Origin of the sequence: Psychrosphaera sp. 1_MG-2023, from assembly GCF_030548245.1 — a bacterium.
In the GTDB taxonomy this organism is placed as follows: Bacteria; Pseudomonadota; Gammaproteobacteria; order Enterobacterales; family Alteromonadaceae; genus Psychrosphaera; species Psychrosphaera algicola.
Window position 1 is genome coordinate 399,152 of sequence record NZ_JAUORW010000001.1, and the last position, 22,813, is coordinate 421,964.

The window sequence follows — 22,813 nt, forward strand, 5'->3', positions numbered from 1 at the left end:
ACGTGCCGTTAAGCAAAGCGCCATTTAGGATGTTCCCAAACAGGTTTGCAATGTTCGCCTAACTTTAGATTTCGTCCTAACTCTATCCAACGTGCAGGACCATGAAAGTCCGAGCCTTGGGAGCTATATAAGTCATGTTGCTGGGCCAAATTACTCAAATGGGTTCGTTGGTTAGGCGTGATTTGGGTTAATCCAACTTCAAGCCCCGCCCCCTGCGCTTCAGCAAACTGTGCAACTAATTTTGCTAACCACTTATTCGACATATCGTAACGAATGGGATGTGCAAGAACTGCAATACCGCCCGCAGCATTTATAGCCGCCACAGCTTCTTCTATACTTACCCATTCCGCTGCCACATAACAAGATTTACCCTTGCCTAAATATTTTTTAAAAGCACCATTAAAATGGGCTACGCCACCTCTGTTTATAAGGGCCTTAGCAAAATGAGTTCGACTTATGTGATCACTTCCAGCTAAGTCATAGGCATCTTGATAAATACCAACATAACCTTTTTTTTCTAACTTTTCAGCAACCAGCTTAGCCCTGATCCGCCTTGCGTTTTGTTGCTTTGTAAGCAAGTCATTTAAATGCTCGTTTTCAAGATCTAAACATAAACCAATGACATGTATTTCAAAACCATGCCATTTGGTGGATATTTCAACACCATTGACTAGTTTTATCTTAAGCGATTGTTCTTCAATATATTGTTTTGCTTTGGCTAACCCATTGATTGTATCGTGATCAGTTATTGCCAAGGCATTAACTTGTTTAATATCGGCTCTCATTAACAGTTCTGAAACCGTTAACGAGCCATCAGATTCGGTCGTATGACTGTGTAAATCATAGGAAAAATTATCGGTATTTTGCATAGCCAACATTATTGCATATAGCGTTTAGTTCTACACGCGATAAATTCCCCTCTTGACTCTAAGTTAAATTCGCGGTTTTATATAACCACTTTTTAAAACAGACAGCTTAGGTAATCATGAATACAGTTATCTCAAATCATACAACTTGGCGTTGGTGGTTAACTTCCAATTTTGGCGGGTGAGTGCTGCGTGTCTGTTTTTTAACACGACTTTATGTAGAAACCCGCAATCAGCGGGTTTTTTTATGCCCGTAAATTTAGAACATTATTTAGTAAAGAAGATTAAACATGGTATTCAGTCAAATTACGACTTCTCCGGGCGAAGTAGCCAGTATTTCAATAAATGTGGATTACATCGACAGCCCATTAAAAGCCTTTGAACTAGCAACAACTGACAGCAATTACGCTCTTTTATTAGAATCCGCAGAAATTAACAGCAAAGATAACTTAAAAAGTTTAATGCTTGTTGATACCGCCGTTGTTTTAGAATGTCGTGGAAATACAGTGACACTTGTTGCCCAGAATGAAAATGGTCAATGCGCGAATCATTATATAAAACAACAGTTTGAACAATTACACGCAAGCGATGTTGTTATCGTGCAACAAGGCATGGAACTCACGCTGACCTTTTCACCACCGGATTTAAACGTCAATGAAGAACAACGATTAAAACAAGTTAACGCCTTTGAGTCTTTACGCTTAATCATTAATCAGTTTAAACATGATGAAACCGACCCTTTTGCGGTGTTTTTAGGCGGTTGTTTTGCCTACGACATGTTAGGAAATTTTGAACAACTACCAAATGTCCCAGACGGAAATAATACTTGCCCAGACTTTGTTTATTATTTGGCCGAAACTATGGTTGTGATCGACCATCAAAATGGTACATCTGAAATAGTAGGTAATGTATTCAGTGGCGAAACCGCCTACGCAAACTGTTTTAGCATTGGCAAACGTTTAGAGCACATCAAAAATATCTTTAAACAAATTTCACCTGAAATTAAAGACGTAGGTTTTGATCTGTTAAACGGCAAATTGGATTTTACGGTAAATATTTCAGATGACACATTCAAGCAAACCGTTTTACAGTTAAAAAACAACATCGTTCAGGGCGACATATTCCAAGTGGTTCCTTCACGATGTTTTTCTCTTCCTTGTGAAGACAGCCTCGACGCTTACCGCCACTTAAAACGTGATAACCCAAGCCCATATATGTTTTATCTTAAACATGCAGATTACGTGTTGTTTGGAGCGTCTCCTGAATCGGCTTTAAAGTACTGCGCGGATACACGTCAAGTCGAAGTCTACCCAATTGCAGGTACACGTAAACGTGGTTTTGACTCCAAAGGTGGGATCAATTTAGACCTAGACTCACGGGTTGAGCTTGAACTTCGTAATGATCAAAAAGAAGTCGCCGAGCATTTAATGTTAGTTGATTTAGCGCGTAATGACGTAGCTCGTATTAGTGATACGGGCACACGCTGCGTAAAAGAATTACTAAAAGTAGACCGCTATAGTTACGTAATGCATTTAGTGTCTCGAGTTGTCGGTAAGCTTAAACCAGAATTAGACGCTCTGCATGCTTACCAAGCGTGCATGAATATGGGCACCTTAGTTGGCGCGCCAAAAATTAAAGCCGCGCAATTAATTCGACAAGTAGAGAAACAGCGACGCGGCAGTTACGGTGGTGCGGTTGGATACCTTAACGGCAATGGCGATATGGATTCCTGTATCGTAATTCGAAGCGCATTTGTCCAGCACAACATGGCTCACATTCAGGCGGGTGCTGGGGTTGTTTATGATTCAGACCCACAATCTGAAGCCGACGAAACCGTCAGTAAAGCGCAAGCCGTTATTCGAGCGGTTTGTGCAAGCCAAGCCCTTTTAACCTCTAAGTAAACGGAGTGACTAATGAGTAAAATATACTTTATCGACAATCAAGATTCGTTTACCTACAACCTAGTAGAAGAATTAAACGCCCTTGAACTTAACGTCGAAGTTTATCGAAATACCTTAAGTGCAGAATTTATCACGCAACGCATTGAGAACAGTATCGCGAATAACGAACAGCCTATTTTGTTTTTATCACCTGGTCCAGGTACACCGAGTGACTCACCAACCATGATGGCGCTTATTGCAAAATTTTGTGGTGTTATTCCAATTATCGGCATTTGTTTAGGCCATCAAGCCTTAGCAGAACACTACGGTGCAACCGTCGATTTAGCCGGTGAAACCGTACATGGCAAATCGTCAGTTATTGACCTTAAAGATCATGAGATATTCAATGATTTCGGTAACGCGTTACAAGTCGCGAGATATCATTCCCTTGTTGCACGGGACCTACCGAGTGAACTCAAGCAAATTGCCATGTTTGGCGACTTGGTAATGGCGATGGTGCATGAGCAAGATAAAACCCTTGGTTTCCAATTCCACCCTGAATCTATTTTGACCACCAACGGTTCTCATTTATTAAAAAATAGCATCGCCTATTTGACCCAGAATTCAAATTAAAGGATTACGTAATGAAAGACATTGACCTTATTCATAATGTGATGGCAAATAACAATTTGTCCGCTGAACAAACAGAACAACTTTTCACGAGTGTCGTAAAAGGCCAAATGGAAGATATCCATTTAAGTGCGCTGTTAACAGCTTTAAAAATGAAAGGTGAAACGCCGGATGAAATCGCGGGCGCGGCCGCGGCACTTTCGGGTAACGCGTTGCCCTTCCCAATCCCAAACTATCCTACTGCAGACAATTGCGGTACGGGCGGCGATGGCACGCATACCATTAACATTAGCACCATTAGCGCAATACTTGGTGCTGCATGTGGCGTTAAAATGGCAAAACATGGTAATCGTAAAGTATCGTCAAAGTCAGGCTCGGCCGACGTATTGTCCGAGCTTGGGATTAAATTGGATATGACGCCTGAACATGCTCGTAAATGTTTAGATGAAACCAATTTAACGTTTCTTATGGCGCCGGTATACCACGCCGGTATTCGATTTGCGATGCCCGTTCGTCAAGCTCTCGAGACCCGCACCATCTTTAATATTCTTGGCCCATTAGTTAACCCTGCAAAATCTGAAATAAAAGTGATTGGCGTATACTCAGAACATTTATGTCGACCTTTAGCAGAAACGCTAAAGCTGCTTGGTAAAAAAGCCGCATGGATAGTACACGGCAGTGGAATGGATGAAATTGCTGTTCATGGCCCTTCTAAAGTCGTGCAACTTCTTAATGGTGAGATAACAGAGTTCGAACTTACCCCACAACAATTTGGGTTTAAACAATACGCCTTATCTGACCTACAAGGTGGAACACCAGTAGAAAACGCCGCTAATATTAAACAAGTATTGGCGGGCGATGGTATCGACGCTCACAATACCGCCGTCATTCTAAATACCGCGCCAGTGCTATTTTTATCTGGTTTAGTGGACAGCTTTGAAGCTGCAATTGCATTGGCTAAGTCGACGTTATTAAGTGGCGCAGGGCTGACAACGCTGAATCAATTTGTCGCACTGTCGGCGCAGGACCAGTAAACATGAATGTATTAGAAAAAATCGTTGTAGATAAGCGTATTGAAGTGGCACAGCGAGAAATCAATTTTCCACTTGAGTCGTTTATAGACCAATTAACCGTGTCCGATCGTGATTTTAAACAAGCATTAATCGATGATAAACAAAACAAAGGCGCGGCATATATTTTCGAATGTAAAAAAGCCAGTCCATCTAAAGGTTTGATAAGAGAAGTATTTGACCTGAATGAAATTTGCCAAGCGTATAGTCAATATGCCAGTTGTGTTTCGGTTTTAACTGACGAAAAGTACTTTCAAGGCGAATTTGAACGATTACCGCTTGTACGCAGCAAATTGCCACAACCAGTGTTATGTAAAGATTTTTTTGTAGAGCCCTATCAAGTTTATCTCGCGCGCCATTTTGGCGGCAATGCGATTTTATTGATGCTGTCAGTATTAGACGATGAAACTTATATTCGCTTAGATACGGTAGCAAAAGAGCTTGGTATGCATGTATTGACCGAGGTCAGTAACCGTGAAGAGATGGAACGAGCCGTTGCGCTAAATTGCGATATTTTAGGCATAAATAACCGAAATTTGCGTGATCTGTCTACTGATCTAAATCAAACACCAATGTTAGTTGACCTGTTTAAAACGCTTGCCGATAAAAAACAACAGGATAATACCGTATTAATTTCTGAATCCGGCATTTATAATCACGGCCAAATTATGAGCCTCAACAAACATGTAGATGGCTATCTCGTTGGTAGTTCGTTAATGGCTCAAAAAGACTTGGAAAAAGCCTGCCGTGAATTAGTGAATGGACAACATAAAGTATGTGGTATTACTCAGTCTGAAGACGCTATCGCCATTGCTAAGGCCGGTGCATCATTTGGAGGGCTCATTTTTGTTGAATCGAGTAAACGTTGTGTTACCCCAGAACAAGCAAAAGACATCATTAGCGAAACTCAGGAAGTGATAAACTTACCGTTTGTAGCCGTTGTTAGGAATAAAACAATAAACGACTTGGTTCGTTTGATTTCCCAAGTTCCAGTCAGCGCCTTACAACTTCACGGTGATGAGGATCAAAATTACATTGATGAATTACGTGAAGCACTGTCACAAGTCGGCAAAAACATCGAGATCTGGCAAGTTGTTTCAGTGCCTGTCGATGGGAAATTACCAGCGCAATGGCCACAAGCTGATCGTATTTTATTAGATACCGTAACACCAGATGGCACCCAAGGTGGTAGCGGTATTACATTTAGTTGGCAAAACTTAACGTCTTTACCACTCGATATCGCGCCAATAATGTTGGCTGGCGGATTAAACCCGCAAAACATAAACGATGCCATCCAATTGCCAATTAATGGTGTGGATTTAAATTCTGGCGTAGAAACATCGCCAGGCATCAAAAATAAAGAATTAGTTCAACAGTGTTTCGATATAATCAATCGTAAACACAGTTTGCAAAGTTAAACAGTAAGGTATTTCAAATGTCACAAAAGAAAACATTAGATCCGTATTTTGGCGAATATGGCGGTATGTTTGTTCCCGAATTGTTTGTTCCTGCTTTGGAACAGCTCGAACAAGCCTATATCAACGCAATTGACGACGATGCATTTATCAAAGAGTTTAACCACTTATTAAAAGATTACGCAGGTCGTCCGACACCATTAACTTTGTGTCGTAACCTTACCAAGGGCACCAATACAAAAATCTACTTAAAACGCGAAGACTTATTACACGGTGGCGCACATAAAACCAATCAGGTTTTAGGCCAAGCCTTGTTAACAAAACGCATGGGTAAAACACGGGTTATCGCCGAAACAGGTGCCGGACAACATGGTGTTGCAACCGCCCTAGCCTGTGCGTTATTGGGTCTCGAAGCTCGTATTTATATGGGTGCAAAAGACATAGAAAGACAGCAACCTAATGTTTTTAGAATGGAGCTAATGGGGGCGAAGGTTATTCCTGTTACTGCTGGTTCTGGCACGTTAAAAGATGCAGTAAACGAAGCGATGCGTGATTGGGCTTCTAGCTACGACGACAGTCATTATTTATTGGGCACAGCAGCGGGCCCACATCCGTTCCCAACCATTGTTCGTGACTTCCAAAAGATGATTGGTGAAGAAGCAAAACAACAAATTCTTGAGCAAGAAGGCCAATTGCCAGACGCGGTTATTGCCTGTGTTGGTGGTGGTTCAAATGCAATCGGTATGTTTAACGACTTTATCCCAGAAGATGGCGTGCAACTTATTGGCGTTGAACCAGGCGGTAAAGGCATTGAAACCGGTGAACATGGGGCAGCGCTAGCGGTTCTTGATTTAGGTATCGATTCAAAAGGGATATTGCACGGGGCTTACACCCACATTATGCAAACCGAAGATGGTGAAATTGAAGAATCTTACTCAATTTCAGCAGGACTCGATTATCCTGCTGTAGGGCCTCAACATGCGCATTTAAAATCAATTGGTCGAGCCAATTATGTTGCTATTAATGACGATGAAGCCCTTGAAGCTTTTCAAACGCTAGCCAAACGAGAAGGGATTATCCCTGCGTTGGAATCATCACATGCCCTAGCCTACGCACTTAAATTAGCCAAAGCCGATCCTGAAAAACATCAGGTTTTATTGGTTAATTTATCGGGTCGTGGTGATAAAGATCTAACTCATGTCCATAGCGTATTAACTGAAATGGGAGACAAATAATGTCAAACCGTTACTCCAACTTATTTGCAAAATTAGACCAAAACGCTGAAGGCGGGTTTATTCCTTTTGTCACGATTGCTGACCCTGATTTAGAAACCAGTTATGAGATCATTAAAACACTTATTGACGCTGGCGCAGACGCATTAGAACTCGGTATTCCGTTTTCAGACCCTATTGCCGATGGACCAACAATCCAAGCGGCAAATATTAGAGCACTTGATAATCCAATTCGTACACAAGACTGTTTGGATTTAATTCGTCGAATTCGAGACGAATACCCAGATACCCCAATTGGATTGTTGTTATATAGTAACTTGGTATTAGCAAAAGGTATCGAGCAATTTTATCAACTATGTAATGATGCAGGTGTCGACTCAGTGCTCGTCGCTGACGTACCTGTTCGTGAGTCTAAACCATTTAGATTAGCCGCTGAAAAAGCCAATATCGACGCGGTCTTTATCGTGCCGCCAAATGTGGGCGATGAAACATTACGTCAAGTGGCGAGTTACAGCCGCGGTTATACCTACTTGTTGAGTCGTTCTGGCGTCACTGGTGCAGAGTCGCAGGCAGAAATGCCGGCAGATGCTATGATAAAAACAATGAAAGCTTACCATGCAGCACCACCTATTTTAGGCTTTGGTATATCTACGCCAAAACAGGTTGCGAGTGCTATTGCGGCCGGAGCAAAAGGTGCAATATCGGGCTCCGCTGTCGTTAAAATCATTGAGAATAATCTTAACGACAAACAAACAATGTTAAGTGAATTAGCTGCTTTTGTTCGTGATATGAAAGCTGCAACTAAACGATAATTGGTAATGTTAACGTCTAATGCAAGCAATTGATTGCATTTGTCGTTAGACATAAAAAAAGCTCATTTTGTTTTAATTAACAAATGAGCTTTTTTATTTGTGCAGTATCATTTAAAAATAAGACTAACTGATCCCAATATACTTATGAACTTGAATCGATAAGCGCCAGTTCTTTTTAATGCAGGTGTCTATCGCTAATTGGGTTGCAGACGGCTTTTGACTAATTGGTTGTAAATACACAAAAGCATGCTTATTAATTGGTGACTTAGCTAATAGCGCTTCTAGTTCTTCAACGTGGACTTCACGGGCCACCGGGTGCTTAATTTCATTCGCACGAGCCATACAAGAGGCCAAAACTTCATATCCGCCTTTCATATTAATCTTTGGCGAAACCGTAACCCAAGTTGTTTCAGGAGCTTTAATAACAAATGTACCACTGGTTTCAATTTGGGTTGAATAGCCATGATTATGTAACAACTCACAAAGCGGCACTAAATCAAACATACAGGGTTCACCACCTGTGATAACCACATGTTTAGCGGTATAACCTTGGTTTTTAAAAATACCTAATATTTGGTCTGCAGTTAAAGCAGTCCACGTAGGCGAGTCCGCTGTTTTAATCAATATGGTCTGCAAATCAGTTTCATCAGTTTTGTCTGTTTCCCACGTTTGTTTTGTATCGCACCAAGAACACCCCACTGGGCAACCTTGCAATCGCAAAAACAAAGAAGGCGTACCGGTATATTGCCCTTCACCTTGGATCGTTTCAAACAACTCATTTACATTGTAATTAATCATGGAATATTAACCGCTCAATCTCTGACTATTCTTTCTAATCGTTCAATAATGATTTAAAATTTACGACTATCAATAGTTAACTACTGCGCCAGTAAATATTGCGCGGTATTGTAACAAATCCAATACCTCGATGTTGGTAAATATTAAATAAGGTTAAAAATGTCTGATAAAGCAGTTGTTATCTTTTCTGGTGGAATGGATTCATTCACTGTATTAAACCGAGCAATTAGAGACGGTTTAGACGTATATGCGTTAACGTTTGATTATGGGCAACGCCATGTAAAAGAAGTTAACTTTGCTCAAAATGCCTGCGAGAAACTTGGAGTACAACACAAAATTGTCGATATTAGTGCCATTGGCGGCATCATTGCGGGTTCGTCGTTAACTGCAAATATTGACGTGCCTGAGGGTCATTACGAAGCAGAAAGCATGAAGCAGACTGTCGTGCCTAATCGGAATATGATCTTATTATCACTTGCTGTCGGTTACGCCGTGAGCTTAGAGGCTAGTAAAGTGTATTATGGCGCACATTCAGGTGACCACGCTATTTATCCAGATTGTCGACCAGAGTTTGTCAAAAAGATGCAGGACGTTTGTGCGATTTCAAACTACGATCCGATAGACATCGTCGTTCCATATTTAGAATCGAGTAAAATCGATATTCTAAAAGACGGTCTTAAAATGGGACTGGACTACGGGTTAACTTGGACCTGTTATAACGGACGTGAACATGCATGTGGCAAATGTGGTGCCTGTCAGGAACGATTAGAAGCATTTGAAAAAAATAATGTGACTGACCCACTGACTTATGAAGTCTAACGACAAAAAAGCGATAACAAATCCGCCAGGGGCTACTGATGAACTCGAACAAGCTGTTTATCAGTTGCTCTTGTCCGGCGATAAATTTACCGAATTTGAATTAATCGATAAGCTATCCAAAGCGCCCTATTCTTTTTTTGAGGTAGGTAGTCTATCCCAAAATCTAAGCTTGTTTCAAACGCACTTTATATTGTTTCACGCCTTGTATCGGCTCAATCAACTCGGTCACGAAACACAAACTTTTTATATAGAAATTCATGTACTTTCTATACAACTCAATGTGATTTCTGCCAACTCAACAACCGAGCCAAGCTGTTACTTAGAAAGTGACGGTTTACGTGATTATTATTTGGATTGGAATAATTTTGATAAAACTGATAGTGCAGATGTAGCGAGTTTGTTGTCTCAATTTTGGCAAAAATATAACAAAAACGCCTTTTATACGCCGCAACTTGTAGAGCAAGCTCAGGCCTATTTCGAATTTGACACTACGCCAACGATGAAGGAACTAAAGGCCAAATATCGTCATAAATCTCTAGAATATCACCCAGATAAAGGCGGAACTACCGAAAGGTTTAGTGAGTTACTTAATCACTACAAGGTTATGAAAAACGCCATTACAAAATTGTAATGGCGTGACACAACCGTTGGGAAACGCTATGTTTTATTGACCGTCTAAAATAGCTCTAAGTTCAGCTTTCTCTGCTTCATCTAACTTTTCAGTTTTAACTAAATGTTTCAAGATGTGCTTTAATTTTTTCTTGCTCATTTTGCCTTTTTCTTTCGAATTGCGTTTTCCGCCTCTGTCATGGTGGCCTTTTTTACCATCTTCCATCATTTTATGGATAAACATGCGTTTTTCAGAACCCGCGCCTTCGCCTTCTACGTCAATTTCAATATGTACATTTTCTTCGCCATCGGCGGTTCTGATCATATAAACTTCAGTTTCTTTTTCGCCTTTACCTATTTCGGCACTTTTTATCACAACATGTTTGGCATCGTGATCTTTAAGTTGGCCTAAAAGTTCGACAATTTTAGATTGTGTATCTGAATCTAAGTCGCCAAGTTTGGCGGAAACATTGTCCATGCTATCTAATTCGTCAAAGCTAAAGTTGTATTCTTTTTTAACGTCTTTGTTTAAAACATAAACTTCAACACCGTCACCTGATTCAGAAACAACTTTAACGATATTTTTTTCAACGTTTCTGCGATTTTCGTGATCTTTATGTTTAGAACCTGCAATGGCACCTGTTGATGTCATTGCTAACATACCGATTGTAAGACTTACAGCAGCGGCGATAGAATGTAATTTCATTTTTTTCATGGTATTACTCCGTAAAATAGTAATCTAAGTTGAACAATTCGACGTTAAAAGTATTCAACTCTTTTAATGTCATTCTCAGTAAGTAACTCAATTCCTGTGCCACAAAAAATTACGACATAAATTTCAATTACTTAACTAAATTAAGTAAAAATACACGTCCTAATAAATACAAATAAATCCTGATATAAGCATGCGTTATTCCCCATATCAGGATATATTAATCTATAGTCTAGTTATGCCTTCGTTAACCTGCTGTTTTACAAAGTTTAAATATGTGGAACAAAGATTGCGTACAATTAAACAGTATCAGTATATGAAACAATATAGTTGCGAAGAGATGAAGATACTGGGCAATCGGAAAGTACCGAGTATAGGTATTCGAACGATACGCTAATATTTCATTTAATTTCGTTAGGGTTGATTTTCAGTCCGTTATTTTCAAACGACCAAACATAAGATTAAAAAATGACAATCAAGCGTTACCTATTTATTTTGCTTACCACGTTTCTTGTTGTGATGGCCGCATCACAAATATTTTTAGTTGATCAATTAAAACAAAAGATGGAGCAAGAAATTGAATTACGAGGCAAACGATTAGCCAACCTTATCATCGATAGAACAATCGAAAATATTCCGCAAGATGCCGAAGTTGAGGTTGAAGTTCATGAATTGGAGTTCAACAAATATTCAAACAAAAATAAAACCGCTCATAAATCTAAGTCTAAATCTAAACGTTCATTAAATGCATTTCGAATTGAGATCAAAGATATGAGCAATGGTGTAAGAAATGACTATGACGTCGTTTTGCCTGGCAAAAGCAGAAAATCTGAAGAACTCATTAATCAGTTGTTAAAAAACGAACCTAAATCAATTAGGAAAAAAATTAATTCGATGTTAAGAAAGTTCTATAACGGCAAAGAAATTAGTACCGCGGAAGAATTCGGAAATATCCAAATCTTTATTACTAAAGATGAACGTTCAACACATCAGCTATTCAAAAAACATTTAAAGCAACAAATCGAACATTATAAAGAAATCGATCCTGACTTGTCACAGCACAAACCCGCGCTCGTGAAAATTATTGAAAAGAGACACAAAAGCGCCAATAAAGGGCAATCGTTTTTGCTAGAAAAAATGATTAACTCAATCACCTACATCATTATATTTACTTCTATTTTAGGGATTATTTTTGTTTTTTGGTTAAGCAATAAAATCAGCCAACCGATGAATAATCTAACCCTTGGTTTTCGCAAAATAGAACAAGGCGAAAAAGACGTCGAAGTTGAAGTTTCAGGCACCAACGAAATCCAATTTGCGATTACCCAGTTTAATGCCATGAGCAAACAACTCGTATTGCTCGAACAGATGGAAACAAAATTGAGCGAACGCTCTCACCTCGAAGAAATCGGTGACGTGAGCAAAGGCATTGCGCATGCCCTTCGCAACCCACTTCATACTATTGGTTTAGCCATAGATCAGCTGCAAAAACCAGATTGCGATGAAACGACCAAACTTCAATTATTAGACAACATCAAAGTTAAGATCTCGCAACTAAACAAAAGCATTGCGGCGCTGTTAACCTTAACGTCTGGTAAAATGGAACGCGGTGCTAAAATTGATATTAACAGTTTGATTAAAGATGTAACGTTGGAACTCAAGCAATCACACCCTTCTAATACCAAACCGTTGGAAATCGAGTTTGAACTCGGCGAACAGAGCTTTGTCGTTGGCGAACTAAACGAATTGAGAAGCATATTACATACTATTATTTTTAACGGTTACGAAGCGGCAATAAGCCATAACCCAGATGTTTTAAAACTCAAAATCAACAAATATGAAAATGATGATCAAACTTGCATTACCGTTTCAGACAATGGCGGCGGTATAGATAAAAATATTGAACCACAGTTATTTGCGCCCCATGTATCTTCAAAAGCTGAAGGCGCTGGAATGGGCTTATACATTGGCAAACGTATCGCAGAACTTTATTACAATGGTTCACTAAACCTAAAAAATACGTCAGAAGGTGCAAAGGCAACGTTAATTTTGCGTAAGCAAGGATAATGTAAACCTCAGTCATTAAAATCGAGATACAAAACCAGTATTACTAAGACCAATGTTACTTTAACAACCTACGAACATATGTTTTTGATTAGGTGTTAAATATAAAATGCACGTCAAAGGGTTCCAAATGTTAGTTCTATTAGTAGAAGATGAAAAAGATCAACGAGAACTTGTCGCCGACATTCTTAAAGATCATGGCCATGAAATAGTTTCAGCCGAATCGGTTGAGTCAGCAATAGTTGAATTAAAAAACCTCGAAAAAATAGGCCAAGTGCCAAATGTTATTTTTTCTGACTGGAAGCTGGGAAGTTTAACTGGCATCAGCTTGTTGGAATATATTCGAAACAACAAGATTAACTGTGGCTTTGTGGTTGCTACGGCCTACGGTTCAGTGCAACACGCAGTAGAAGCTGTTGAAAAAGGCGCAGATGACTATCTAAGTAAGCCATTTCAAACTCAAGAACTGCTTCTGGCCATTACCAAAGCCAATACAGCAAACAATTTACGGTTACAAAACAGCGCCCTTTCAGAGCAACTCTCCGAACAAAAAAACTTAGTTGAACTTGTTGGTAGCGCGCCGTGTATGCAAAAAGTATATGACCGAATAAAACGTGTTTCAAATACCAATGCTACCGTATTGATCCACGGAGAAAGTGGTACAGGTAAAGAGTTAGCGGCCAGAGCGCTGCATAAGATGTCACAACGTCACCTTAATAACTTTGTGGCAATAAACTGCGGGGCTATTCCAGAAAACCTAGCAGAAGCCGAACTATTTGGTGCTGAAAAAGGCGCCTTTACCGGCGCGACAGAACGTAAAATTGGCAAAATAGAAGCGGCCAATGGCGGAACATTATTTTTAGATGAAATTGGTGAGTTACCTATTTTACTGCAAGCCAAGTTACTCCGGTTTTTGCAAGAAAATGTCATTGTCCGTTTAGGCTCAAATGAAGAGATCCAAATTGATGCCCGAGTTATCGCGGCGACCCACAGAGATATTCCAGAGTTAATCAGTTCCAATGAATTTCGTGAAGATCTCTATTATCGGTTAAACGTTGTGCCGCTTACAATGCCGGCGCTCAGAGAAAGAAAAGAAGACATACCACGGTTATTTGAACACTTTATTCAGAAGTTCGAAACTCAGTACAAAAGTAAAGCACCGCAACTGACGACAGAACAAAAACGGGCTATTTATGACTACCCTTGGCCCGGCAATGTGCGCGAGTTAAGTAATCGTATAGAACGATTCGTTTTGCTCGGGGATGCAGAAGAGTTGAGTTTTAATAGCAACAGTACCCACAAAATAGATGTTACTTCAGGTTTTGAAATCCCCCCCGATGGGCTGGTTTGGGATGAGTTTGAAAAAGACATATTACAGCAATCTTTAGACCGTACCGATGGCAACCGAACGAAGTCGGCGAAACTCATCGGGTTAAACTACAAACAGTTTTTATATCGACTAGAAAAATACCAGTTGTAAAAAATAAAAGTAAATTGAAAGATTATTTAACAAACCTAGTTCTATATAGTTAACGCGTCGTTTGTATTTCTAAGGTTTGTTATGTCTACTAAATTGTCCTTGCTAACACTATTGGTTTTATCATCAACTTTGCTTGGGGCCTGTTCTGATAAAATGAATGAACCAGACATAGAAATGACCGAAACGGTCATGATGGATGACACAACAACCAACGACATGGACGACGGTGGCGCAACCACAGACGACGACATAGAAAATGAATCACAATATAGCTGTGACATGGCAGATCACCCTAGCGTTGGTTCTACGGCGATATTGAGTACACTTCATCATATGGTGTCTGGAACAGTTAAGATTGAGGACAACTGCACCTTATCTGTGACTAATTTTACTTACGATGGTGAAGGTCCGTCTGTCTATTTTTATGGCGCTTTAGATGGGCAATACGACACTGAGAATGGCGGTTTTGCTATGGGTATGCAGTTAAATGGTAGAGCGTATGCCAATGAAGACTTTACCGTTAAACTCACTTCGCCTGCCCCACTCGACAAAATGAATAGTATAAGTGTGTGGTGTGCCGATTTTTCGGTAAGTTTTGGAGATGGTCAGTTTCAATAGTTATTTTTTGTGCTTCACCAACCAACTATTTAATAATTTCACTTGTCCACACTGTTGAGCCGCAAACGTTAGGCGAATTGCATTGCTCAATATTGTGCTGTCATCCCATCCCGTTTTGATACGAATTTCTTCAAGACACACTTGAGCTTCATTGGTTAAATAGCCACGAACTTCTTTTCTACCTTGCAGGATCTTCCTTTCTCGGTAGCGTTTTTGTTTCTCAGCGTTAGATAATGGTTGTTTTTTGTTCATTTGAATATTAAATTTTAGTTAAATTACTGTTCAGAGTTGTTTAGCGTACAAGTGTTCGCTAAATTAGCGACCTTTATTACACTTCTTGTTAAGAGTATTTATGTTACAGAAAAACAGCTACGATAAAAACGATTTAATCGATTGCGGTAATGGCGAGCTTTTTGGCCCGGGAAATAGCCGACTTCCGTCAGATAATATGTTAATGATGGACCGTATTGTCCATATTTCAGAAGAAGGCGGAAAATATGGTAAAGGACAGATCATAGCTGAATTGGATATTAATCCAGACCTGTGGTTTTTTGCTTGCCATTTTAAAGAAGATCCCGTCATGCCAGGTTGTTTAGGACTTGATGCTATGTGGCAACTTGTAGGCTTTTTCTTAGGTTGGACTGGTGGCCCTGGTAAAGGTCGTGCACTGGGTGTAGGTGAAGTTAAATTTACCGGTCAAGTGCTACCTACCGCTAAAAAAGTAACTTACCGTATCGACCTTAAGCGCGTTATCAAACGTAAGCTTTATATGGGATTAGGTGACGGTGTAGTTGAAGTAGATGGCAAAAAAATCTATGAAGCAAATGATTTAAAAGTTGGATTGTTTACAGACACTTCTTCATTCTAAGTTTGAAAGTTCAAACTAGTTACTAAAAAGCCCGTCATTTATGTCGGGCTTTTTTATTTCTAGTGATAGTTATTTAAAGAGACCAATATTCTTGTCTCCGATAGCCTCTCGCCATCCGCCTAACCATTGTGATTTACTTTCTGAAGATTGATAAGGACAGGCGTCTCTCGAACGTCCGGTAAGACCTGCTTTATATCCTTGTGAATGAGCTCTTTCTGAGCGATCACGTTTCTGTCTTTTCATAGGCACTTCCTCAATTTATTAGTTTGAAGTCACTTTTGAGTTTTTACTCTTTGGAGCAAAATCACATATATATGAATAGTAGATTACAAAAATATGATCAACTGTTTTAGCGGAAATAAATAGAGGAAAAAAATAAGCCCATGATAGACATGGGCTTTTTTATTAGAACATTAAATTATAAAAACTTGCGTCTTATTGCGATTAAACCACTAAGTAAAATGGTAAAACTAACCGGCAAGGATAACCCTTTACGTTTATAGTCTGGTTCATCTTCAGTCGCACATTCTTCCAGTTCGCCACCATCGATTGGAGACAGTAAAACGGCAACTGCCACCTGCTCTTGGTAGGCTTCACCGGTAGAAGGATCTATAACAATTTCGCCTTTATAATCTCTTGTATCAACTGTTTTAAGTGCGGTTGCGGCAATTTGACCAGCATTATTGATGGCACTTGTTGAGACAATTTCATAAATCGAATTACATTCGGTCAAATCATTTAAGTCAAAAAATTCTTTTTTAACACTGTCGTAAATAAAGCCATGTTTACGACGTGTTTGGTTTGTTGTAACTTCGTATTCAGCTTGGCCAACAACAACCCCTTCGTCATTAATACCACTTGCTGTACTTTGTGCCGTGGAATAAAACGTCGTTGGCGTTTGTAACTCGCCGCTGTTTAAGTCATAGATGAAAAATTCACTATTATAAGCACTGTCAAAATACGTGTCTAAATTACCCACAATAAGATTGTTTTCATTTATGTCTAACGCATAACCACGGTCGTAATCTTCATGATCAGCCAACATTTCGGTTGTTGTGCCATTTTGAAATACCAGTGGATAATCCTGCGCAGCTGCCGACGAATCAGAATAAGGTACATGACCATAACCTACAGCAATACCAAGATCATTCACTGCAATAGCGCGACTTGAATAGGAGCCAGTTTGATTTTCGTTTGGCGTAAACACTAAATCATATTGTGTTTTACTCACAATATTACCTGAGTTATCAATTTGCCAAACAACCGGACGTGTATTGTAAAACGCACTCGACCTAAATACTGACCAGGCACAAACTTGTTCAGGTAGCAATTCACCAGTACAGTTTTCTTCTAGTGCAGTTACAACACCAACTTGAAGACCAATAGCCTCTGAACCGGCAATAAAGTTTGAATCAGATATGTCATAAACCGTTGAATAGCCACCGTAACGAGTTTCTTCTGACATCAATTCAATGACATTACCGTCAACAATAGCAACGGCTCTAGACAAAAAGTCTTGCTGCCACATAGTTACTGGCGACTCGGCTGCAAATTCACCCGTTTGTTGAAACGAAATTTTACTGTAAGGACCAGTACCGTGACCGACTTTAATGCCATTACTATTACTTGCTCGAATTTGTTCAACATTACTATTAGTAAAGTCTCCTAAATCGTCATCAATAAAATCAAATATATTGATCAATGTACTGTCATCAGCCGTACCAAAAAACGATTTATAATCGCCAATTTTTTGATAAATAGGACTAGCGCCATAACCCACGCGATTATTAGATGTCGTTGTACGTGCTAAATCTAATTTGAGACAACCGATAGATGAAGAATCAAATTCACCTGACGTTAGTTCAGCATCCGAAAGTGCACAATAGCTACGAAACGGTCCTGTTTCAGCGGTCAAATAGGGTTCTACATATATAGGAAAATTAAAACTGTCTCGAACCGCACCAATTAACGTGCCTTGATTATCTATGTCAATAGCAAAACTCTGACGGTATTTGTCACCAGAGTACACTTCTTTAATGTCATATTTAGCGGCGTTTGCCTGACCTACTACTGTCAATAAAGACAAGGATATTAATGAACGAACAAAATATTTATTACTCAAAATAACTACTACCTAAATTTAATTTTATTGTTTTTCTTCGAGCTCTTCCCACCGTGCAAAAGCTTCGTCAAGCTTTGACTCAGCTTCGGCCAATTGGTTCAAAGTATTTGTGGTTAACTCGGCATCTAACTTAAAAAATTCAGAGGAGTTAACAGTGAGTTGAAGCTCTGCAATTTCTTGCTCTAGGAGTTCAACCTGTTTGGGGAGTGATTCTAACTCCCTCTCCTCTTTGTATGAAAGCTTTTTCTTCTGATTATTTTTAACTTTAGTTTCCGTTACAACCGGTTTTGACGGTGTAACGGCAGGCTTTTCGTCAATAGACGGCGCAATTCGTTGCAGATATTCACGATATTCTTCGTAACCGCCAACGACTTTATTTACTAAGCCATTACCTTCAAATGCCCAAACTGTTGTGGCTGTATTGTCGATAAACTCACGATCGTGACTAACGAGAAGTACAGTACCTTCATAATTTGCCACAAGTTCTTCAAGTAATTCCAACGTTTCAACATCCAAATCATTGGTTGGCTCGTCGAGAATTAACAAATTAGATGGTTTTACAAATAGCTTGGCTAAAAGTAATCTATTTTTTTCACCACCAGAAAGCGCTTTAACTGGTGTTCTTGAACGTACCGGCGGAAATAGGAAGTCTTGTAAGTAACCTAATACATGACGACTGTTGCCATTAAACATGATTTCTTGTTTGCCATCAGCGACATTATCTTGCACCGTTTGCTCTGGATCTAGAGCCAATCTGTGCTGGTCAAAATAGGCAACTTGTAAATTTTCACCAATTTTAACGATACCGCTATCTGGCGTAAGATTACCCATCAGTAATTTAATTAATGTTGACTTACCAATCCCATTTGGGCCGACTAATGCGATCCTGTCACCCCGAGTGACTAACGCATCAAAATTTGATACCAAACGTTGGTCTTTAATTGCAAAACTGAGATCAATGGCTTCAAATACTTTTTTCGCAGACTTTTCGCCCTGCTGAATTGTCATATTTGCGGTTTTTTGAACCCCTATTCTTGCGCTACGTTCATTACGTAAATCTTTTAACGCACGAACACGGCCTTCATTTCGCGTACGTCTAGCTTTAATTCCCTGGCGGATCCACACTTCTTCCTGCGCTAATTTTTTATCAAATAGCGCATTTTGTTGTTCCTCAACTTCCAACAACCTTTGTTTTTCTAACAAATAGTCAAAATAGTTACTTTCAAAAGAAACGAGCTTACCTCGATCTAGGTCGACAATACGAGTTGCCATATTCCGAATAAAGGCACGGTCATGTGAAATAAAGATGATTGAACCGGCAAAGTCTTTTAAAAACTTCTCTAACCAAGCAATAGCGTCGATATCTAAATGGTTTGTTGGTTCATCTAATAGCAGCACATCAGGTTCGGTAACCAATGCTTTCGCCAAAGCGACTTTACGCAACCAACCCCCACTGAGTTTATTAACGTCTTGTGTAGGGTCTAACCCAAGCTTAGTTAATGTTTGTGCTATACGAGATTCAACAGCCCAACCATTTACACGGTCAATTTCCTGTTGAATAACTTCCATCTTATCTAGCGCAGATGGATCTTCAGCCGCTTGATAAGCTAAGTCATTATACTGAGCTACAAGGGCGATAATGTCCTTTAGCCCCTCACAAACAAATTCGTAAACGGTGCCTGTTTGACCACGTGGTGGATCTTGTTCAAGACGAGCGACCGTTATTTCATTAACAAATTGCACTTGACCATCGTCAAGGTGCATATCGCCAGTTAATATTTTTAACAATGACGACTTACCGGCACCATTACGTCCAACAATACATACCCGCTCGTGGGTATTAAGTTGAAAATTTGTCTTATCCAAAAGAGGATTTGTGCCAAATGCTAATTGGGCGTTAGTAACTCGAATCAATTCCATAGTGTATTAAATACTGCTTTAGTTGTGTTTGTTCAAAGGGCCAAAATAATGCTTGTTCAGCATTTTCTGCAATAAACACTGGTATATGGTCACCGTAAAGTGACACCAATTGCTCATCTTCGATAATATCAATTTTTTGAAATTCAATGTTATTTTGCATTAACAGCGTTTCTGCCACCTCACAGAGATGGCAACCGTCAGTACCTAATAAAAAGAAAATCCGTGGTTGCTTGTCCATTACGCGACAGACAATATCCAACAATGATGAATTTTTGCATTACGTTCAAAATCTGGTGGTAATGTATCTTTCGTAATGTCTTCTATTTTGTAGCCCAGTTCTGTAATGCCTTCAACATCAAGCTTAAAGCCACGTAAATTATTAGAGAACAATATTTGTCCGCCGTCCATCAAACGGTCTTTCATTAAAGTTAGGATTTCAACATGGTCACGTTGTACATCCCAAGTTCGGTCCATTTTTTTAGAATTCGAAAAACTCGGTGGATCTAAAAAGACTAAGTCAAACTTATCTCGTGTATTTGTTAACCAAGCAAGGCAATCGGCGCGGTGGAAAAAGTGGTTTTTCTTGTCCAATTTATTAATAAAGAAATTGTCTTCAGCCCATTCTAAATAAGTATTAGACATATCTACAGAGGTAACACGTTTAGCGCCATTTAACGCCGCGTGCACCGATACACTGCCGGTATAACAAAACAAATTCAAAATGCTTTTACCAGAACACATAGACGCAAAACGTTGACGTACCGAACGGTGATCTAAAAACAGGCCTGTATCTAAGTAGTCATGAATATTGACGTATAATTTTGCGCCATTCTCTTCAACAATAAAACGTTGCTGACGTTCAGCTTCTTTTTGGTATTGTTCTTTACCTTTTTGAGACTTACGTACTTTTAACGAAAACTTATCGCTAGTAAGGTCAAACTTCTCTTGTAAAATACTTAAAACATCAAGAAGGCGCTGTTCTGCTAAATTAGCATTTACCGTTTTTGGCGCTTGGTATTCGTATACCACAATGCGGCCGTCGTAATAATCAACTGCAACATTATATTCTGGAATATCGGCATCGTAGATCCGATAGCAGCTAATGTTTTCTTTTTTGATCCACTTACTAAGACGCTTTAAGTTTTTGTCGATTCGACCTGAAAATGCCTGACCATCTTTACTCAAAAAATAGCCATTGGACGTAACGTTACCCATTTCACATTGTTGTTCGGTCAATTGATATTTAACCAACAGTATGTCTATCGCACCGTTTTTAAACTTATATTCTTTGTCTTTTTGAAGTTTAAGTAACTTTAAAAGTGTATTTTCAGTACACAACAACGACATATTCCAATTCACGTAATTTGATTTTAAATTAAAGCCAAGCTTCTTAAACAACGTGAGTAATGTAATAGAGTCGCCAATACGTTCTCCATACGGAGGGTTTGATACAATCCAGCCCGGAGTGACGTCTTTACCTACAGTCGCTTTTACTGCGTCTTGTTGCGCCAGTTTAATATCACCTTCTAATCCTGCCATTGCGATATTTTCTCTAGCGATATCCAAAACGTAACCTACAATTTCAAATCCGATAATGTCGGCACTAATTGGCTTTTCTTGAGCAATGGCTTCATCACGAATCGCTTCATACTTATGAACCAGAAATTCAGGATGCTTAACAAATGAAAACTGCCTGCGAGTTAAACCTGGCGCGCGATTTTTGTTAATCATGGCCGCTTCTATTAACAAAGTACCGGAACCACAAAACAAATCGACAAAACTGGATTTACCATCCCAACCACTGCGTCTAATAATACCCGCAGCTAAATGTTCTTTTAACGGCGCAGCGCCCTGCGCTTTACGGTAACCTCGTTGGTGGAGTGATGGGCCTGAGAAATCAACATAGACATTACACTGCCCTTTAAACAATCTCGCTTGAATAATAAGATCTGGAGACTGCTTATCTACGTCTGGTCTTTTGCCGGTTTCTTCTCGGATGTTATCGACGATTGCATCTTTGACTATTTGCCCACCAAATTGGCTATTTCTTATACTTTTATCGGTTCCAACAAACTCGACGGCGAAAACCTTTGTTTTAGTAAAGAAAGGATGCCAATCAAAGCCTAAAACCCCGTCGTAAATTTTTTCTTTGCTGCTTCCTGAGACCTGAACAACATGACGTAATATACGTGTTGCAAGACGTGTCCAAAGACATATTTTTTGGGCAGTTTCAAAGCTGCAGGAAAAATGAACAGATTGTACTTTAGGGGCTACGTCGGTAGCACCGAGTTCAACAAGCTCTTCGGCAAGAAGTAATTCTATACCAGCGGATGTTAGTGCAATGAAATTGGGCATAATTTTTAAACCTTTGGGAAATTGGCGTCATTATAGCAAATTTATTCAAAAGACCTATTTATTACAGTTTTTTAAATTAATCGTTGCAATTTAAATTTAGATCGCTATTATACGCATCTCGTTGAGAGACACTAGTCGAAACAACGGAAACCCAGGCGCGGGATGGAGCAGTCTGGTAGCTCGTCGGGCTCATAACCCGAAGGTCGTCGGTTCAAATCCGGCTCCCGCAACCATTTTCCTTTTTAAGGAAAAATGGAAGCCTGAATTCTTATCAACTGAATTAAAATGTTGTTGACTCTCTTCTCTTAGGAGAAGCATTCGGACGCGGGATGGAGCAGTCTGGTAGCTCGTCGGGCTCATAACCCGAAGGTCGTCGGTTCATTCTTTGTTTATAGAGAGTGGCTCCCGCAACCAATTTATTGGTTCTGGGAAATTCGTTACAGTCGAATTAAAATATTGTAGGCACCTTCTCTTAGGAGAAGCATTCGGACGCGGGATGGAGCAGTCTGGTAGCTCGTCGGGCTCATAACCCGAAGGTCGTCG

Annotated in this window: 21 protein-coding genes, 2 tRNA genes and 1 pseudogene; 14 read left to right on the forward strand and 10 right to left on the reverse strand. The window is 39.7% G+C overall.

Going from position 1 to position 22,813, the window contains the following annotated elements; all coding sequences use genetic code 11:
* Positions 1 to 8: 8 nt before the first annotated feature.
* Positions 9 to 869: a PHP domain-containing protein gene (locus tag Q4575_RS01575; RefSeq protein WP_303521108.1), complete on the reverse strand. Its 861-nt coding sequence runs from the start codon at positions 867 to 869 to the stop codon at positions 9 to 11.
* A 287-nt stretch (positions 870 to 1,156) separates the two neighbouring features.
* Between Q4575_RS01575 and Q4575_RS01580 the strand changes: the two genes are divergently transcribed.
* From Q4575_RS01580 to trpA, 6 genes are read left to right on the forward strand one after another with little or no spacing between them, the layout of a single operon-like run.
* The gene (locus tag Q4575_RS01580; protein ID WP_303521109.1) at positions 1,157 to 2,767 is read left to right on the forward strand and encodes an anthranilate synthase component 1; all 1,611 of its coding nucleotides are present in this window, start codon (positions 1,157 to 1,159) and stop codon (positions 2,765 to 2,767) included.
* A 12-nt stretch (positions 2,768 to 2,779) separates the two neighbouring features.
* Positions 2,780 to 3,379 carry an aminodeoxychorismate/anthranilate synthase component II gene (locus Q4575_RS01585; RefSeq protein ID WP_303521110.1) on the forward strand — a complete coding sequence of 200 codons (600 nt, stop codon included), beginning with the start codon at positions 2,780 to 2,782 and terminating at the stop codon, positions 3,377 to 3,379.
* 11 nt (positions 3,380 to 3,390) lie between these two features.
* Positions 3,391 to 4,410: an anthranilate phosphoribosyltransferase gene (gene trpD, locus Q4575_RS01590; protein WP_303521111.1), complete on the forward strand. Its 1,020-nt coding sequence runs from the start codon at positions 3,391 to 3,393 to the stop codon at positions 4,408 to 4,410.
* A gap of 2 nt (positions 4,411 to 4,412) precedes the next feature.
* Positions 4,413 to 5,864: a bifunctional indole-3-glycerol-phosphate synthase TrpC/phosphoribosylanthranilate isomerase TrpF gene (gene trpCF, locus Q4575_RS01595; protein WP_303521113.1), complete on the forward strand. Its 1,452-nt coding sequence runs from the start codon at positions 4,413 to 4,415 to the stop codon at positions 5,862 to 5,864.
* Between the two features lie 17 nt (positions 5,865 to 5,881).
* Complete coding sequence (gene trpB, locus Q4575_RS01600; protein WP_215963024.1) at positions 5,882 to 7,096, forward strand: tryptophan synthase subunit beta; 1,215 nt, start codon at positions 5,882 to 5,884, stop codon at positions 7,094 to 7,096.
* Positions 7,096 to 7,905, forward strand: coding sequence for a tryptophan synthase subunit alpha (trpA, locus tag Q4575_RS01605; RefSeq protein ID WP_303521115.1), 810 nt, complete (start codon positions 7,096 to 7,098; stop codon positions 7,903 to 7,905). The genes trpB and trpA overlap by 1 nt, the downstream gene beginning before the upstream one ends.
* Before the next feature lie 123 nt (positions 7,906 to 8,028).
* On the opposite strand, the gene queE is transcribed toward trpA, so the two are convergent.
* Complete coding sequence (queE, locus tag Q4575_RS01610) at positions 8,029 to 8,703, reverse strand: 7-carboxy-7-deazaguanine synthase QueE (protein ID WP_303521116.1); 675 nt, start codon at positions 8,701 to 8,703, stop codon at positions 8,029 to 8,031.
* A gap of 159 nt (positions 8,704 to 8,862) precedes the next feature.
* On the opposite strand from queE, the gene queC reads away from it, so the two are divergent.
* Positions 8,863 to 9,522, forward strand: a complete 660-nt coding sequence (queC, locus tag Q4575_RS01615) for a 7-cyano-7-deazaguanine synthase QueC (protein WP_272179709.1) — start codon at positions 8,863 to 8,865, stop codon at positions 9,520 to 9,522.
* Positions 9,512 to 10,153 carry a DNA-J related domain-containing protein gene (locus Q4575_RS01620; protein WP_303521117.1) on the forward strand — a complete coding sequence of 214 codons (642 nt, stop codon included), beginning with the start codon at positions 9,512 to 9,514 and terminating at the stop codon, positions 10,151 to 10,153. The genes queC and Q4575_RS01620 overlap by 11 nt, the downstream gene beginning before the upstream one ends.
* A gap of 33 nt (positions 10,154 to 10,186) precedes the next feature.
* Here Q4575_RS01620 and Q4575_RS01625 read toward each other — a convergent pair whose 3' ends face one another.
* Positions 10,187 to 10,846 (reverse strand): hypothetical protein, encoded by a 660-nt coding sequence (locus Q4575_RS01625; protein WP_303521118.1) that lies wholly within the window; start codon positions 10,844 to 10,846, stop codon positions 10,187 to 10,189.
* 465 nt (positions 10,847 to 11,311) lie between these two features.
* Here Q4575_RS01625 and Q4575_RS01630 point away from each other — a divergent pair, with 465 nt between their 5' ends.
* From Q4575_RS01630 to Q4575_RS01640, 3 genes are all read left to right on the forward strand, one after another.
* Positions 11,312 to 12,910, forward strand: a complete 1,599-nt coding sequence (locus Q4575_RS01630) for a HAMP domain-containing sensor histidine kinase (protein ID WP_303521119.1) — start codon at positions 11,312 to 11,314, stop codon at positions 12,908 to 12,910.
* 127 nt (positions 12,911 to 13,037) lie between these two features.
* Positions 13,038 to 14,387, forward strand: coding sequence for a sigma-54 dependent transcriptional regulator (locus Q4575_RS01635; RefSeq protein ID WP_252736708.1), 1,350 nt, complete (start codon positions 13,038 to 13,040; stop codon positions 14,385 to 14,387).
* A gap of 81 nt (positions 14,388 to 14,468) precedes the next feature.
* Positions 14,469 to 15,005 carry a DM13 domain-containing protein gene (locus tag Q4575_RS01640; protein ID WP_215963032.1) on the forward strand — a complete coding sequence of 179 codons (537 nt, stop codon included), beginning with the start codon at positions 14,469 to 14,471 and terminating at the stop codon, positions 15,003 to 15,005.
* Here the strand turns inward: Q4575_RS01640 and Q4575_RS01645 are convergent, their stop codons facing one another.
* Entirely contained in the window at positions 15,006 to 15,257 is a 252-nt protein-coding gene (locus tag Q4575_RS01645) for a hypothetical protein (RefSeq protein ID WP_215963033.1), read from the reverse strand. It lies immediately after the preceding gene.
* Positions 15,258 to 15,357: 100 nt separating this feature from the next.
* On the opposite strand from Q4575_RS01645, the gene fabA reads away from it, so the two are divergent.
* Positions 15,358 to 15,873: a bifunctional 3-hydroxydecanoyl-ACP dehydratase/trans-2-decenoyl-ACP isomerase gene (gene fabA, locus Q4575_RS01650; RefSeq protein ID WP_215963034.1), complete on the forward strand. Its 516-nt coding sequence runs from the start codon at positions 15,358 to 15,360 to the stop codon at positions 15,871 to 15,873.
* A 69-nt stretch (positions 15,874 to 15,942) separates the two neighbouring features.
* Here fabA and rmf read toward each other — a convergent pair whose 3' ends face one another.
* From rmf to rlmKL, 6 genes and pseudogenes are all read right to left on the reverse strand, one after another.
* Entirely contained in the window at positions 15,943 to 16,116 is a 174-nt protein-coding gene (gene rmf, locus Q4575_RS01655; protein ID WP_215963035.1) for a ribosome modulation factor, read from the reverse strand.
* 175 nt (positions 16,117 to 16,291) lie between these two features.
* Positions 16,292 to 17,995 carry a DUF3466 family protein gene (locus tag Q4575_RS01660; protein WP_215963036.1) on the reverse strand — a complete coding sequence of 568 codons (1,704 nt, stop codon included), beginning with the start codon at positions 17,993 to 17,995 and terminating at the stop codon, positions 16,292 to 16,294.
* A 24-nt stretch (positions 17,996 to 18,019) separates the two neighbouring features.
* On the reverse strand, positions 18,020 to 19,915 hold the full coding sequence (locus Q4575_RS01665; protein ID WP_303521122.1) for an ABC transporter ATP-binding protein: 1,896 nt from the start codon (positions 19,913 to 19,915) through the stop codon (positions 18,020 to 18,022).
* Positions 19,893 to 20,135 carry a glutaredoxin family protein gene (locus Q4575_RS01670; RefSeq protein WP_368392569.1) on the reverse strand — a complete coding sequence of 81 codons (243 nt, stop codon included), beginning with the start codon at positions 20,133 to 20,135 and terminating at the stop codon, positions 19,893 to 19,895. Before Q4575_RS01670 ends, Q4575_RS01665 begins: the two co-directional genes overlap by 23 nt.
* Positions 20,113 to 20,193, reverse strand: coding sequence for a hypothetical protein (locus tag Q4575_RS19795; protein WP_368392570.1), 81 nt, complete (start codon positions 20,191 to 20,193; stop codon positions 20,113 to 20,115). Before Q4575_RS19795 ends, Q4575_RS01670 begins: the two co-directional genes overlap by 23 nt.
* Positions 20,174 to 22,270: pseudogene (rlmKL, locus tag Q4575_RS01675) on the reverse strand (bifunctional 23S rRNA (guanine(2069)-N(7))-methyltransferase RlmK/23S rRNA (guanine(2445)-N(2))-methyltransferase RlmL); the annotation flags it as partial. The pseudogene rlmKL and the gene Q4575_RS19795, both read right to left, overlap by 20 nt.
* A gap of 156 nt (positions 22,271 to 22,426) precedes the next feature.
* Between rlmKL and Q4575_RS01680 the strand changes: the two are divergent.
* Positions 22,427 to 22,503 (forward strand) — tRNA-Met (locus Q4575_RS01680).
* A gap of 90 nt (positions 22,504 to 22,593) precedes the next feature.
* A tRNA-Met gene (locus Q4575_RS01685) sits at positions 22,594 to 22,684 on the forward strand.
* Positions 22,685 to 22,813: the final 129 nt, after the last annotated feature.

Excerpts from the sequence above, each read along its gene's own strand:
- Q4575_RS01575 (WP_303521108.1), bottom strand. The coding sequence starts at position 869 with ATGCAAAATACCGATAATTTTTCCTATGATTTACACAGTCATACGACC.
- Q4575_RS01580 (WP_303521109.1), top strand. The coding sequence starts at position 1,157 with ATGGTATTCAGTCAAATTACGACTTCTCCGGGCGAAGTAGCCAGTATT.
- Q4575_RS01585 (WP_303521110.1), top strand. The coding sequence starts at position 2,780 with ATGAGTAAAATATACTTTATCGACAATCAAGATTCGTTTACCTACAAC.
- trpD (WP_303521111.1), top strand. The coding sequence starts at position 3,391 with ATGAAAGACATTGACCTTATTCATAATGTGATGGCAAATAACAATTTG.
- trpCF (WP_303521113.1), top strand. The coding sequence starts at position 4,413 with ATGAATGTATTAGAAAAAATCGTTGTAGATAAGCGTATTGAAGTGGCA.
- trpB (WP_215963024.1), top strand. The coding sequence starts at position 5,882 with ATGTCACAAAAGAAAACATTAGATCCGTATTTTGGCGAATATGGCGGT.
- trpA (WP_303521115.1), top strand. The coding sequence starts at position 7,096 with ATGTCAAACCGTTACTCCAACTTATTTGCAAAATTAGACCAAAACGCT.
- queE (WP_303521116.1), bottom strand. The coding sequence starts at position 8,703 with ATGATTAATTACAATGTAAATGAGTTGTTTGAAACGATCCAAGGTGAA.
- queC (WP_272179709.1), top strand. The coding sequence starts at position 8,863 with ATGTCTGATAAAGCAGTTGTTATCTTTTCTGGTGGAATGGATTCATTC.
- Q4575_RS01620 (WP_303521117.1), top strand. The coding sequence starts at position 9,512 with ATGAAGTCTAACGACAAAAAAGCGATAACAAATCCGCCAGGGGCTACT.
- Q4575_RS01625 (WP_303521118.1), bottom strand. The coding sequence starts at position 10,846 with ATGAAAAAAATGAAATTACATTCTATCGCCGCTGCTGTAAGTCTTACA.
- Q4575_RS01630 (WP_303521119.1), top strand. The coding sequence starts at position 11,312 with ATGACAATCAAGCGTTACCTATTTATTTTGCTTACCACGTTTCTTGTT.
- Q4575_RS01635 (WP_252736708.1), top strand. The coding sequence starts at position 13,038 with ATGTTAGTTCTATTAGTAGAAGATGAAAAAGATCAACGAGAACTTGTC.
- Q4575_RS01640 (WP_215963032.1), top strand. The coding sequence starts at position 14,469 with ATGTCTACTAAATTGTCCTTGCTAACACTATTGGTTTTATCATCAACT.
- Q4575_RS01645 (WP_215963033.1), bottom strand. The coding sequence starts at position 15,257 with ATGAACAAAAAACAACCATTATCTAACGCTGAGAAACAAAAACGCTAC.
- fabA (WP_215963034.1), top strand. The coding sequence starts at position 15,358 with ATGTTACAGAAAAACAGCTACGATAAAAACGATTTAATCGATTGCGGT.
- rmf (WP_215963035.1), bottom strand. The coding sequence starts at position 16,116 with ATGAAAAGACAGAAACGTGATCGCTCAGAAAGAGCTCATTCACAAGGA.
- Q4575_RS01665 (WP_303521122.1), bottom strand. The coding sequence starts at position 19,915 with ATGGAATTGATTCGAGTTACTAACGCCCAATTAGCATTTGGCACAAAT.
- Q4575_RS19795 (WP_368392570.1), bottom strand. The coding sequence starts at position 20,193 with ATGCAAAAATTCATCATTGTTGGATATTGTCTGTCGCGTAATGGACAA.